Origin of the sequence: Mesorhizobium sp. M6A.T.Cr.TU.014.01.1.1 (assembly GCF_004022765.1) — a bacterium.
In the GTDB taxonomy this organism is placed as follows: domain Bacteria; phylum Pseudomonadota; class Alphaproteobacteria; order Rhizobiales; family Rhizobiaceae; genus Mesorhizobium; species Mesorhizobium mediterraneum.
The window spans coordinates 148475-160297 of sequence record NZ_RZPG01000014.1 but is presented as its reverse complement, the minus strand read 5'-3'; the positions used below and the strand labels follow the sequence as shown (position 1 = coordinate 160297).

The 11823-nt window shown below is 64.1% G+C and carries 14 protein-coding genes; 6 read left to right on the top strand and 8 right to left on the bottom strand.

Annotated elements, in window-relative coordinates; all coding sequences use genetic code 11:
* The first annotated feature begins 89 nt into the window (after nt 1-89).
* From EN885_RS17680 to EN885_RS17670, 3 genes are all read left to right on the top strand, one after another.
* Nucleotides 90-563: a DUF992 domain-containing protein gene (locus EN885_RS17680; RefSeq protein WP_128242882.1), complete on the top strand. Its 474-nt coding sequence runs from the start codon at nt 90-92 to the stop codon at nt 561-563.
* An 80-nt stretch (nt 564-643) separates the two neighbouring features.
* The gene (locus EN885_RS17675) at nt 644-850 is read left to right on the top strand and encodes a hypothetical protein (protein ID WP_128242883.1); all 207 of its coding nucleotides are present in this window, start codon (nt 644-646) and stop codon (nt 848-850) included.
* 115 nt (nt 851-965) lie between these two features.
* Nucleotides 966-2402, top strand: coding sequence for an MFS transporter (locus EN885_RS17670; protein WP_128242884.1), 1437 nt, complete (start codon nt 966-968; stop codon nt 2400-2402).
* Here EN885_RS17670 and coaBC read toward each other — a convergent pair.
* The 5 genes from coaBC to ubiE form a co-directional block, all read right to left on the bottom strand.
* Entirely contained in the window at nt 2399-3616 is a 1218-nt protein-coding gene (gene coaBC, locus EN885_RS17665) for a bifunctional phosphopantothenoylcysteine decarboxylase/phosphopantothenate--cysteine ligase CoaBC (RefSeq protein ID WP_128242885.1), read from the bottom strand. The genes EN885_RS17670 and coaBC overlap by 4 nt on opposite strands.
* 25 nt (nt 3617-3641) lie before the next feature.
* The gene (locus EN885_RS17660) at nt 3642-4052 is read right to left on the bottom strand and encodes a type II toxin-antitoxin system VapC family toxin (protein WP_128242886.1); all 411 of its coding nucleotides are present in this window, start codon (nt 4050-4052) and stop codon (nt 3642-3644) included.
* On the bottom strand, nt 4049-4288 hold the full coding sequence (locus EN885_RS17655) for a hypothetical protein (protein ID WP_095488558.1): 240 nt from the start codon (nt 4286-4288) through the stop codon (nt 4049-4051). Before EN885_RS17655 ends, EN885_RS17660 begins: the two co-directional genes overlap by 4 nt.
* Nucleotides 4289-4373: 85 nt before the next feature.
* Complete coding sequence (ubiB, locus tag EN885_RS17650) at nt 4374-5948, bottom strand: 2-polyprenylphenol 6-hydroxylase (protein WP_126105075.1); 1575 nt, start codon at nt 5946-5948, stop codon at nt 4374-4376.
* Between the two features lie 13 nt (nt 5949-5961).
* Nucleotides 5962-6738, bottom strand: coding sequence for a bifunctional demethylmenaquinone methyltransferase/2-methoxy-6-polyprenyl-1,4-benzoquinol methylase UbiE (gene ubiE / locus EN885_RS17645; protein WP_128242887.1), 777 nt, complete (start codon nt 6736-6738; stop codon nt 5962-5964).
* A 148-nt stretch (nt 6739-6886) separates the two neighbouring features.
* On the opposite strand from ubiE, the gene EN885_RS17640 reads away from it, so the two are divergent.
* The 3 genes from EN885_RS17640 to EN885_RS17630 all read left to right on the top strand — a co-directional run bounded on the left by EN885_RS17640 (nt 6887) and on the right by EN885_RS17630 (nt 9266).
* Nucleotides 6887-7861 carry an adenosine deaminase gene (locus EN885_RS17640; RefSeq protein WP_128242888.1) on the top strand — a complete coding sequence of 325 codons (975 nt, stop codon included), beginning with the start codon at nt 6887-6889 and terminating at the stop codon, nt 7859-7861.
* Between the two features lie 104 nt (nt 7862-7965).
* Nucleotides 7966-8595, top strand: a complete 630-nt coding sequence (upp, locus tag EN885_RS17635; RefSeq protein WP_095488517.1) for a uracil phosphoribosyltransferase — start codon at nt 7966-7968, stop codon at nt 8593-8595.
* Nucleotides 8596-8702: 107 nt separating this feature from the next.
* Nucleotides 8703-9266, top strand: a complete 564-nt coding sequence (locus EN885_RS17630; RefSeq protein ID WP_128242889.1) for a TIGR02281 family clan AA aspartic protease — start codon at nt 8703-8705, stop codon at nt 9264-9266.
* On the opposite strand, the gene deoA is transcribed toward EN885_RS17630, so the two are convergent.
* From deoA to cdd, 3 genes are read right to left on the bottom strand one after another with little or no spacing between them, the layout of a single operon-like run.
* Nucleotides 9267-10586: a thymidine phosphorylase gene (gene deoA, locus EN885_RS17625; RefSeq protein ID WP_128242890.1), complete on the bottom strand. Its 1320-nt coding sequence runs from the start codon at nt 10584-10586 to the stop codon at nt 9267-9269.
* Complete coding sequence (locus tag EN885_RS17620; protein WP_128242891.1) at nt 10586-11404, bottom strand: purine-nucleoside phosphorylase; 819 nt, start codon at nt 11402-11404, stop codon at nt 10586-10588. The genes deoA and EN885_RS17620 overlap by 1 nt, the downstream gene beginning before the upstream one ends.
* Nucleotides 11401-11793 (bottom strand): cytidine deaminase, encoded by a 393-nt coding sequence (gene cdd, locus EN885_RS17615; RefSeq protein ID WP_128242892.1) that lies wholly within the window; start codon nt 11791-11793, stop codon nt 11401-11403. The genes EN885_RS17620 and cdd overlap by 4 nt, the downstream gene beginning before the upstream one ends.
* Nucleotides 11794-11823 lie beyond the last annotated feature (30 nt).

Below are 11823 nucleotides of genomic sequence, written 5' to 3'. Positions count from 1 at the left end.
TTAACGCCCGCCTTGATCGCGCCAAGTTTTCGGCGGAACGCTCGGGATGCTCAGCCGTTGTTCAAGGCAATTCGCAAAAGGACCCTCCCATGATCAAGAAACTCGCCTGTGCCGCCGCCCTCGCCGCCACGGTTCTCGCCGCCCCTGCCAGCGCGGGCAAGCTTCAGCTCGGCGTGCTCGACTGCACCATCGACGGCGGCACCGGCTATATCATCACATCCAACAAAGGCGTGGCCTGCACCTTTCGCCCCCATCATGGCGGTCCTCCCGAAGCCTATACCGGGATCATTTCCAAGCTCGGCGTCGACGTCGGCAAGACTCACCAGGGCGAATTGATATGGGCGGTTCTGGCGGCCAGCCGCGACCGTGATTCCGGCGATCTCGCAGGCAGTTATTATGGCGTCAACGCCGAGGCCAGCCTGGTGACCGGCGGCGGCGCCAACCTTCTGGTCGGCGGCTTGAACAGCGCCTTCTCGCTGCAGCCTCTCAACGTACAGGCGCAGACCGGCGTCAACCTGGCAGTCGCCGTCACCTCGCTGGAGCTGATCCACTCTTTCAAATAAGCGGCATTGGGTAGCTCTGCGCGGCGGAACAGGACAGGACCTGTTCCGCGCCGCCATGATTTTTGGGAACCGCCACGTCAATGATGTTCACAGCGATCGCCATGATCGCCGCCGGCATCAATCTTCTAAAGCGCGTCGCGTTGAAACGGATTCAATCGACGCGCTTTAAGCCTTTGTTTTTATGCATGTCGTTATCCCAAAACCGCTGCGCACTTTTGGGCGACATGCACTATCATGCTGACTTCCCGCCTTCAGCATCCTCGGTGCACCCGCAAAAAACCTCTTGAACTCAACTGCGGTTGAGGTTTTACAACCCGTCCCCGAAGCGCCGCGTGCCCATCTGGAGACGAAGAGCGCTCCACCATTTTTTGAATCGGCGTATAAGAAAGTTCGGAGGGCGGGGTGACCGAAACCAGCACAAACAGGGTCGATTGGCGCGCGCTGTGGGCGAGCGGCGATCTGGCGCGCTTCTGCTTCATCAGCCTCGGCATCCTGCTGCACGCCACCAATGAAACCATGGTGGCAACGGTGATGCCGGCCATGGTCGGCGAACTCGCCGGCGTTCAGTTGGTCGGCTGGTCGCTGGCGATCTACGAGCTCGGCGCCATCGTCGCCGGCGCCGCCGCCGGGCGGCTGGTGAGCTACGTCGCGCTGCGCACCAACATGGTGGTCGCCGCCCTGCTCTATGCGGCCGGCGCACTGGTCTGCGCCATCGCGCCCTCCATGCCGCTATTCCTAGCCGGGCGCCTGATCGAGGGGTTTGGCGGCGGCGCGCTGGTGTCGCTGGCCTTCGTCTCGGTCGAGCGGCTGTTTCCACGCGCCATCTGGCCGCAGCTTTTCGGCGTCATGTCGGCGATCTGGGGCGTCGCCGCCTTCAGCGGCCCGGTGCTGGGTGCATTGATGACCGAGTTGCTCTCCTGGCGCTGGGCTTTCGGCGTCTTCACGCTCGGCGGCACCGCCATGGCATTGGCGAGCTTCATCGTGCTCGACACGCCTGAGGCGACCAAGCCGCAGGCGATCACTGGGACGGCGCCGCCCTTCCCCTTCGCCGCGCTCGGCTGCCTTGCCGTCAGCGTCGTGCTGATCGCCACGGCCGGGGTCGACATTGCCCTGCTGCGTTCCTCCCTGCTGCTGGCCCTCGGCCTGGTCGGGCTTGCGCTGTTTGTCCGCATCGATGCGCTGAAGCCGCGCTCGCGGCTGTTCCCGTCGCGGCTGTTCTCTTGGCGCTCGCCGGTCGGCGCAGGCATGACCATGGTCGCCGCGTTCTCCGTGGCGACCTGTTCCTTCGCCGTCTACGGACCGCTGCTTCTGACCAGCCTGCACGGCATTCCGATCCTGACCACCGGCTACATCATCGCCGCCGAATCGATCGCCTGGTCGATCCTGTCGATTCTCGTCGCCAATGCGCCGCCGGAGCGCGAGAGGCTGATCATCACCGGCGGCGCGCTGATGATCGCGATGGGCATCGCTGGTTTCGCCTATGCCGTGCCGGCTGGTTCGATTCCGCTGATCCTGTTCTGCGCCTTGCTGCAAGGCGGCGGCTTCGGCATTGCCTGGCCCTTCGTCACCCGCGTGATCGTGGCATCGGCCAGGGATGGTGAGCAGACGATCGCCTCTGCCGCCGTGCCGACCATGCAGCGCATCGGCTATGCGGTCGGCGCAGCACTGACCGGCATCGTCGCCAACGCCAGCGGTTTTTCCGAAGGCCTGAACCGAGAGGCGGCAGCGAATGTCGCCACCTGGTTGTTCCTCGCCTTCGTGCCACTCGGCCTTCTGGGATGCCTTGCAGCCCTGAGGATCTCGGGGCCGGCAGCCCGGCCACAGGAAGCAACGGGCTAGACAGTAATTGTCTTCAGCCGCTCGGCGATCAGTGCCGCAAGCCGCGTCGCCACCTCGTCCTTGCTCATCTCGGGCCATTCGTCGACTCCGGCCTTCGAGACGATCCGCACCCGGTTGCGATCGCCGCCCATCACGCCGCCTACGCGGGACACGTCGTTGGCGACGATGAAATCGGCGCCCTTCTTCCTGAGCTTGGCCTCGGCGTTCTTGACGAGATCCTGCGTCTCAGCGGCAAAGCCGACGACCAGGCTGGGCCGCCTTTTGTGATGACCGACACCGGCAAGAATATCGGGGTTTTCGATCATCTGCAGTGCCGGCGGCCCCTCGCCTGCCACTTTCTTGATCTTCTCGCCGGCCGAAGTCTCGCTACGCCAGTCGGCAACGGCAGCCACGAACACGGCCGCGTCCGCCGGCAGCAGCTGTTCGACCGCGTCCTTCATCTCGTTTGCGGTTTCGACATGCAGCGTGGTGACCCCGGCCGGATCGGCAATACCGACCGGACCGGAGACCAGGCGCACATCGGCGCCGAGCCTTGCCAGCGCCGCCGCAATGGCGTGGCCCTGCTTGCCGGACGAGCGATTGGCGATGTAGCGCACCGGGTCGATCGGCTCATGCGTCGGCCCTGAGGTGACGATGATCTTTCTGCCTGCCAGCGGCTTCGGCCTGATGTCGAGCAGCGCCTCGATCGCGGCGACGATCTCCAGCGGCTCGGCCATGCGGCCCTCGCCTGGCTCGTTGCTCTCTGCCATCTCGCCCTTCGCCGGACCGATGAATGCGATGCCGTCCTTCTGCAACGTCGCGCGGTTTCGCCGGGTCGCCGGGTGCGACCACATTTTCGGGTTCATGGCGGGCGCCATCAAAACCTGCTTGTCGGTTGCAATGAGCACAGTGGAGGCAAGGTCATTGGCGTGGCCGTTGGCGAGCTTCGCCATCAGGTCGGCGGTGGTCGGCGCCACGACGACAAGGTCGGCCTCGCGCGACAAGCGGATGTGGCCGACATCGTGCTCGTCATTGCGGTCGAACAAATCGGTGAAGACGTGGTCGGCAGCCAGCGCTCCAACCGACAGCGTGGTCACGAACTCCTGCGCCGCAGCGGTCATGACGACACGCACCGCAGCGCCCCGCTCGCGCAGCCGGCGGATCAGGTCGAGCGCCTTATAGGCGGCGATGCCGCCGCCGATGATCAGCAGGATGCGCTTGCCGGAAAGGATCATGCCCGAGACCAGTCCTTGTCCAAAGTCATGCCGGCTTCAGTACCGGCGTGATATCGGTATGGATGAAATCATCGCCCTTGAAAAGCAATGGCAGATCTCGGGTCTTGGCGAGAGCGTAGGCGAAGCAGTCGCCTATGTTGAGGTTGGCCGGGTGGCCGGTGCCGCGGCCATAGGTTGAATAGGCAAGGCGAGCTGCAGAAAGCTGCACCAAATCGAAGGCTAGAATTTCGAGTTGAAGCTCCGAAACTATCGCTTCAAGTCGGGCAGCTCCCTCCGGATATCTGCCTCGCAAGGCGACGCAATATGCTTCATATAGCGTGCCAGAACTGATCGACGGCAGCTCCGATCGGGCGATGGCGTTGGCGAACAACACGTTGTCTGATTCCCGCCCCAGAATGGAAATCAATGCCGACGTGTCGACGACAAGAGCGCTCACCGGAGGCCTTCGTCCCACATTTCATCTGCGAGTTTCTTCAGGTCGAAAGGCTCCGCTGGTTTCACGCCAAGCGCCAGAACCTTGTCAACGTCGATCCTTCGTCGTGCAGGGCTTTTAACCTCTCGCGCAAGAACTTCCCGAGCCTCCTGCTCCATCGAAACACCTCGCGCGGCGGCGCGCTCGCGAAGGGCCTGCTTCACGCTGTCGTCAAGATTGCGGATGGTGAGCGTACCCATGGCATTGCTCCTTCTCATCCAACATAGTTGATGAAAGGAATGCTTTCAATGACAGCGCCGACAGCACTGCTGTCATTGCTTGCATTCAAAGCAGCTTCCAAGCGATATAGACTAACGTCACCGCGATCACCCACAGCGCCAGCCGGCCGGAGCGGGTGTAGCGCGCCTCGGCCTTGCCGATCGCGTGCGCTGTCCTTTCGTCGAAGCGCAACCCATGTTCGGCCATCAAATCGATCTCGCGCGACAGCCGCTCGGTGCGGGCGGCGAGGTCCGGCGCCTGGCGGGCCAGCGCCAGCAGCGCGCTGGCGCCGTCGCGCGCGTCGGCCAGCAGAGCACGCGGGCCGAGATTGCCCGATATCCAGCCGCTGACCACCGGTTCGGACGTCTTCCACATGTTGAAGGCCGGGTCGAGGGTGCGGGCGACGCCCTCGACCACCACCATGGTCTTCTGCAGCAGCACCAGTTCGGAACGCGTCGCCATGTCGAAGAGGTCGGTCACCTCGAACAGAAGCGTCAAGAGCTTGGCCATCGAGATGGTATCGGCCGGCTGGCCGTGGATCGGCTCGCCGATCGCCCGGATCGCCTGGGCGAACGCCGCGACATTGTGCTGGCGCGGCACGTAGCCGGCCTCGAAATGCACTTCGGCGACGCGCAGATAGTCACGGGTGATGAAGCCATAGAGGATTTCGGCGAGGAAACGGCGCTCCTTCTTGCCGAGCCGGCCGGCAATGCCGAGATCAACGGCAACGATGGTGCCGTCGGCCTCGACGAACAGGTTTCCCGGATGCATGTCCGCATGAAAGAAGCCGTCGCGCAGCGTTTGACGCAGGAACGACTGGATCAGATTGGCGGCGATCGCCTTCAGATCGTGACCGGCAGCAGCGAGGCCGGCAATGTCGTTCATCTTGATGCCGTCGACCCATTCCATGGTCAGCACGTCGCGGCCGGTGCGCTCCCAGTCGACCATCGGCACGCGAAAGCCGGGATCGTCCTTGGTGTTCTCGCCGAGCTCCGAAAGCGCTGCCGCCTCGAGCCTCAGATCCATTTCGATCTTGGTGGTCTGCGCCAGCGTCTCGGTCACTTCGACCGGCCGCAGCCGGCGCGACGACGGGATGTACTTCTCCTGCAGGCGGGCAGCGAGAAAATAGCTCTCGAGATCACGAAAGAAGAGGCGGCGTACTCCTGGCCGGATGACCTTGACCGCCACCCGCGAACCGACGCCGTCGTGCAGGGTTTCTGCGATATGGACCTGAGCGATCGAAGCCGCGGCAACGGCATCGCCGAAACTGGCGTAGAGGTCGCCGACCTTGCGCCCGAGCGAAGCCTCTATCGCCGCAATGGCCTCGGTCTGCGGAAAGGTCTGCATCTTGTCCTGCAGCATGGCGAGGTCGAGCGCCATGTCGTTGCCGACGACATCGGGCCGTGTCGCCAGGAACTGCCCGAGCTTGACATAGGATGGCCCGAGCCGGACGACCGCCTTGGCCAGCCGGTCGCCACGCTCATAGGCAAGCGCGCGGCGGCGGGTGAACAGCCGTGCCATCCGCCAGCCGAGTTTCGGCAGGCCGGAAAGCTCGTCGCCCGGCAAGGCCGCCACGACACCTTCGCGGACCAGCACCCAGCCGGCCCGCACGAGCCTGAAACCAGCGCCGACCCTGCTCATGACTGCGCTAGCCTCAAAGCTTCCAGCCCGAATGAAGCGCAGCAATGCCGCCGGAATAATTGCGAAAAGAAGCGCGGTCGAAGCCGGCGCGGGAAATCATCGCCGCAAAATTCTGCTGATTGGGAAACTTGCGGATTGATTCGACCAGATAGGAATAGGGCTCGCCGTCACCGGTCACCGCCTTGCCGATCCTGGGGATGGCGTTGAACGACCACGCCTCATAGACCTTGTCGAGCAACGGCATGTCGACCTCGGAAAATTCGAGACAGAGAAAGCGTCCGCCGGGCTTCAGCACGCGATAGGCTTCGGCAAGCGCCACATCGATGCGCGGCACGTTGCGAATGCCGAAAGCGATCGTGTAGGCGTCGAACGTGGCCTCAGCGAAGGGCAGCTCCTCGGCATTGGCTTCGACGAAATCGGTGTTTGCCGTTAGTCCCTTTTTCTCGGCGCGGTCGCGGCCGACGGCGAGCATCGAGCTGTTGATGTCGAGAACGGTGGCATGGGCGTTCCTGCCGCTCGCCTCGACGATGCGGAAGGCGATGTCGCCGGTGCCGCCGGCAACGTCGAGAACGCTCCAGCCCGGTCGTTTCGGTGGATTGAGCCATGTGACCATAGCGTCCTTCCACAGCCGGTGCAGGCCGGCCGACATCAGGTCGTTCATCAGATCGTAGCGGTTCGCGACCTTGTGGAAAACGTCATTGACCAGGGACTGCTTCTCGCCTGCCCCTACACGCTTGAAACCATAGGACGTCTCCATGCCGCCAACGGCCGTGGTTCTCTCAACCGACATTATTTTTGATCCGCCATAAAACCGGCGGGACCATAGCCGATCGATGGTGCCGACGCTATTGTTTAAGGCGCGGTGTTCGGCCGCGCTTCTCGGTTGTGGAATCATGCTTATGGCTCCACGACCCGGGCTGACCTGACGGGATGACTGCATGCCTTTGAAAGCGGAACTGCACTGCCATATCGAAGGGGCAGCGGCGCCCGAACTCGTCATCCGCCAGGCGCAGAAATACGGCAAGGACACCTCGCCCTACATTCAGAACGGCTCTTTCGTCTGGCACGATTTCACCTCCTTCCTCGCCGCCTATGACTTCTCCTCCGACCTGTTCCGCACGGAAGAAGACTATGCGCGGCTGGCCGATCATTACCTGACCAGTCTCGCCCGCGACGGCGCCATCTATTCCGAGATCTTCACCTCGCCGGACCACGCCGACAAGGCCGGCCTGTCGCCCAAGGCCTATACGGACGCGCTCGGCGAAGGCATGGCCCGCGCCAAGGCCAAGACCGGCATCGAGGGCCGCATGATCGTGACCGGCGTGCGCAACGCCGGCGTCTATTCGATCGAGCAGGCGGCGCGCTTCGCGGCCCGCTGCGGGCATCCGCTGGTCACCGGCTTCGGCGTCGCCGGCGACGAGCGGATGGGCGATCTGGAGGACTATGTCAGGGCCTTCGAAATCGCGCGCGAGGCCGGCCTCGGCATCACCGTCCACGCCGGCGAGCTGATGGGCTGGGAAAGCGTCAAGGCGGCGCTCGACCATATCCGCCCCGCCCGTATCGGCCATGGCGTGCGCGCCATCGAAAATCCCGACCTTGTCCGGCGCATAGCCGACGAAGGCGTCGTGCTCGAATGCTGTCCCGGCTCCAACATCGCGCTGAAGGTCTTCGACAGTTTCGCCGATCACCCTTTTCCGGCGCTGCAGGCGGCGGGCTGCAAGGTGACGCTAAACTCCGACGACCCACCCTATTTCTGGACGTCGCTGAAGCGCGAATACGACATTGCCGCAGAGCATTTTTCGATGGACGACAAGGCGCTCGCCGCCGTCACCAGAACCGCAATCGAGGCCGCCTTCGTCGATAAGAAGACCAGGACAGCGCTTCTCGCCCGCCTCAACGCCGCCGCCCGCTAACTCTCTCCTCCTGCAAAAACTGTGCTAGGTGATCGCAAGCAGTTCCTTGGCCGGCGCATTGTCGATAGGGTTCGCGTAAGCAGCCGGAATTTCAGGAGAACACCATGAAGGGCGTCACCGTCGTCGACCACCCGCTTGTCCAGCACAAGCTGACCATCATGCGCAAGAAGGAAACCTCGACGGCCGGCTTCCGGCGGTTGTTGCGCGAGATCTCGCTGCTGCTCGGCTACGAGGTCACTCGCAACCTCGAACTGACGACGACAACGATCGAAACGCCGATCGAGACGATGGAAGCGCCAACGCTGGAGGGCAAGAAGCTGGTCTTCGCCTCAGTGCTGCGCGCCGGCAACGGCTTGCTCGAGGGCCTGCTTGACCTGGTGCCGGCGGCGCGCGTCGCCCATATCGGTCTCTACCGCGATCATGAGACGCTGGAAGCGGTCGAGTATTTCTTCAAGGCGCCGAGCGATCTCGCCGACCGGTTGGTGATCGTCGTCGACCCGATGCTGGCGACCGCCAATTCGGCGATCGCGGCGATCGACAAGCTAAAAGGGCGCGGCGCCACCAACATCCGCTTCCTCTGCCTGCTGGCTGCGCCAGAAGGCCTCGAGCGCTTCATCAAGGCGCATCCCGATGTCCCGGTATTCACCGCGTCCATCGATCGCCAGCTCAACGAGAAAGGCTACATCATGCCCGGCCTCGGTGATGCCGGCGACCGCATGTACGGCACTAAATGACCGTGCCACTCGTTTACCGATCGTTTACGCAAACGGCCGCTTTCCGCATCTGTTAAAGCTGCAAACACCATGTCGCGATAAGCATGGACCTTCACGAAGGCCGGTCCATGCTGCGCAATCTTCTCATCCTAGGCGTGCTCGCCGTAACATCGGCGTCGTTCCCGATCCTCTATCAATCGAATCCGCAGATGCTCGATGGCCTGCTGAAATCGGCGGTCGGGGCGAGGCCCACGGTCGAAACGCAAACGGACCTGAACCTGGCCGCGGTTCCCGACAGACCGGCGACGCCGCAGCCGCTCGGCCGCAAGGTCGTGGTCACGGCGGATGCGCGCGGGCATTTCATGTCGGCGTTCAAGCTCAACGGCCGTCAGGTCGACGGCATGATCGACACCGGCGCCACGCTCGTCGCCATCAACAGTTCGACGGCGCGCAGGATCGGCATTTCGCTGAACGCGTCTGACTTCCGCCACACGGTCAACACCGCCAACGGGGCGATCAAGGCTGCCCTCGTGACCGTCGATCGCCTGCAGATCGGCAAGATCACGGTCGACGGCGTCCAGGCAGTGGTGCTCGACGACAAGGCGCTGCGCACCAATTTGATCGGTCTGAGTTTTCTCCAGCGGCTTGAAAAATATCAGGTCGAAAACGGCGCACTGTTGCTCGTCCAGTGATCACCCGCGCGGCAGGATCCGCCTGATAACGGTTTTTTCCGCGGGCGGCTTCGAAGCGCCGATCGTATAGGCCGAAAGCACGGCGGCCGCGGTCGCCTCGGCATCGGAGGCATTGCGGGCATGGACCAGCGCCAGCGCCTCGCCGGCGCGCACCTCCGCGCCGACCGGCAATAGCCTGGTGATGCCGACCGCATGGTCGATCCTGTCGTCGGGCCGTATGCGCCCGCCGCCAAGCCCGACGACCGCAAGCCCGATGTCGCGGGTGGCGATGCCGGTGACAAAGCCGTTTTCGGTCGCCTTGACCGCAAGCTCAGTCGCCGCCTTCGGCAGGTATTTTTCCGGATTCTCGACGAAGTCGGCCGGACCGCCGAGCGCCGCCACCATGCGCGCGAAGACGGCGGCGGCGCGGCCACCGGCAAGCGTCTCGGCGGCGCGCCGCATGCCGTCCTGGTTGGACGATACCAGCCCGGCGGATTGCAGCATGTCTGCGGCCAATGCCAGCGTCACATCCTCCAGGCGCCGGTCGCGGACGCGGCCGGTGAGAAAATCGACGGCATTTTGCACCTCGACCGCGTTGCCGGCTGCCGATGCCAGCGGCTCGTTCATGCCGGTGACCAGCGCCGAGGCCTTCAGGCCTGCGCCGTTGGCGATTTCGACCAGGCTGTTCGCCAGTGCCGCTGCGTCGCGCGACTTTTCCATGAAGGCGCCGTTGCCGACCTTCACGTCGAGCACCAGTGACTGCAGGCCGGCGGCCAACTTCTTCGACAGGATCGAGGCGGTGATCAGCGGCACCGATTCGACGGTCCCCGACACGTCGCGGATCGCATAGAGCCTGCGGTCGGCGGGCGCGAGATCGGCGGTCTGGCCGATGATGGCGCAGCCGGTTTCGAGCACCACCTTGCGGAAGCGCGTAACATCCGGCTGGCTGACGTAGCCGGGGATGGCATCCATCTTGTCCAGCGTGCCGCCGGTATGGCCGAGGCCGCGGCCGGAAATCATCGGCACATAGGCGCCGCAGGCGGCGACGATCGGCGCCACCATCAGCGAGACATTGTCGCCGACGCCGCCTGTCGAATGCTTGTCGGTGACCGGGCCCGGCAGGTCCGACCAGTCGAGCACGTCGCCGGAATCGCGCATGGCCAGCGTCAGCGCCACCGCCTCGTCGCGGCTCATGCCGTTGAAGAACACCGCCATGGCGAACGCCCCGACCTGCCCGTCCGAGACGGTGCCGGCGGTCACGCCTTCGATGAAGCTGGCGATCTCCTGCGCCGAGAGCTTATGGCCGTCGCGCTTGCTGCGGATGATTTCCTGGGGGAGCATCAGGCCGAGACCTTACTCTCCGGCAGCCCGTCTTCGAACACACGCTGGAGAATGGTCGCCAGCCGCGCGCCGCCAACCGGCGCCATGTCCTTGGTCTCCTGGTGCGAAAGCTCCGCCCCGGTCATCCCTGCTGCAAGGTTGGTGATGACCGAGCAGGCAGCGACGCGCAGGCCGAGGAAGCGGGCGAGAATGACTTCCGGCACGGTCGACATGCCGACGGCATTGGCGCCCATGACGCGCGCCATGCGGATCTCGGCGGGCGTCTCGAAGCAGGGCCCGGAAAACCACATATAGACACCCCTATGCAGCGCGGTAGCCGTCGCCTTCGCCGCCTTCTCGATCGCCGAGCGAAGGCCGGCATCATAGGCTTCGGTCAGGCCGACGAAGCGGCGGTCGCTGGGCTCGCCGATCAGCGGGTTGGAGCCCGAGAAATTGATGTGGTCGGTGATCAGCATCACCGAGCCTGGCCCCATGTCCGGATCGACCGAGCCGGCGGCATTGGTGAGGATCAGTTGCGAGATGCCGAGGCCGGCGAGCACCTCCAGCGCCGGCCGCATCGCCGCCGCGTTGCCGTGCTCGTAATAATGCGCGCGGCCGGACAGCATCAGCACTGGCGTGCCGGCAAAACGTCCCGCCACCACTTCGCCGGCATGGCCGGTGACGCCGCTCCTGGGAAAGCCCGGCAATTCGGCATAGGAAATGCGGACAGCATCCTCGACCTGGTCGACAAGCCCACCAAGGCCCGAACCCAGCACCAGCGCAGTGGCGGGCGCCAGCCCGTCCAGCCTTTCGACGAGATGATCGAGCGCTTCCTTCATTTCAAAATATCGCCCTGGAAGCCGTAGGGCAGCATCTCGCCCATGGTCACGGTCTCGACCACGCCGCCATTGTCGCAGAGATAAAGCTTGGTCTCCGGTCGGCAGAATTCGGCCAGCCGCTGCCGGCAGCCACCACAGGGCGAGCATTTCGCCATGCGCTCGGCAATCACTGCGATCTCCGTGATCCTGCCGCCGCCGCCCATGATGTAGTGGCCGAGCGCGGTGGTCTCGGCGCACCAGCCTTCCGGATAGGACGCGACCTCGATGTTGGCGCCGGCAAAGACGCGGCCGTCGTCGGTGCGCAGTGCCGCCCCGACCGGGAATTTCGAATAGGGCGCATAGGCCTTGGCCATGGCGGCCTTGGCCGCTTCGAACAGGTCATGCGACATTTAGTTTTTCCCTAGAATGATCTGTCCGAA

Excerpts from the sequence above, each read along its gene's own strand:
- deoA (WP_128242890.1), bottom strand. The coding sequence starts at position 10,586 with ATGCTCCCCCAGGAAATCATCCGCAGCAAGCGCGACGGCCATAAGCTC.
- EN885_RS17680 (WP_128242882.1), top strand. The coding sequence starts at position 90 with ATGATCAAGAAACTCGCCTGTGCCGCCGCCCTCGCCGCCACGGTTCTC.
- EN885_RS17675 (WP_128242883.1), top strand. The coding sequence starts at position 644 with ATGATGTTCACAGCGATCGCCATGATCGCCGCCGGCATCAATCTTCTA.
- upp (WP_095488517.1), top strand. The coding sequence starts at position 7,966 with ATGAAGGGCGTCACCGTCGTCGACCACCCGCTTGTCCAGCACAAGCTG.
- EN885_RS17655 (WP_095488558.1), bottom strand. The coding sequence starts at position 4,288 with ATGGGTACGCTCACCATCCGCAATCTTGACGACAGCGTGAAGCAGGCC.
- cdd (WP_128242892.1), bottom strand. The coding sequence starts at position 11,793 with ATGTCGCATGACCTGTTCGAAGCGGCCAAGGCCGCCATGGCCAAGGCC.
- coaBC (WP_128242885.1), bottom strand. The coding sequence starts at position 3,616 with ATGATCCTTTCCGGCAAGCGCATCCTGCTGATCATCGGCGGCGGCATC.
- EN885_RS17640 (WP_128242888.1), top strand. The coding sequence starts at position 6,887 with ATGCCTTTGAAAGCGGAACTGCACTGCCATATCGAAGGGGCAGCGGCG.
- EN885_RS17620 (WP_128242891.1), bottom strand. The coding sequence starts at position 11,404 with ATGAAGGAAGCGCTCGATCATCTCGTCGAAAGGCTGGACGGGCTGGCG.
- ubiB (WP_126105075.1), bottom strand. The coding sequence starts at position 5,948 with ATGAGCAGGGTCGGCGCTGGTTTCAGGCTCGTGCGGGCCGGCTGGGTG.
- EN885_RS17630 (WP_128242889.1), top strand. The coding sequence starts at position 8,703 with ATGCTGCGCAATCTTCTCATCCTAGGCGTGCTCGCCGTAACATCGGCG.
- ubiE (WP_128242887.1), bottom strand. The coding sequence starts at position 6,738 with ATGTCGGTTGAGAGAACCACGGCCGTTGGCGGCATGGAGACGTCCTAT.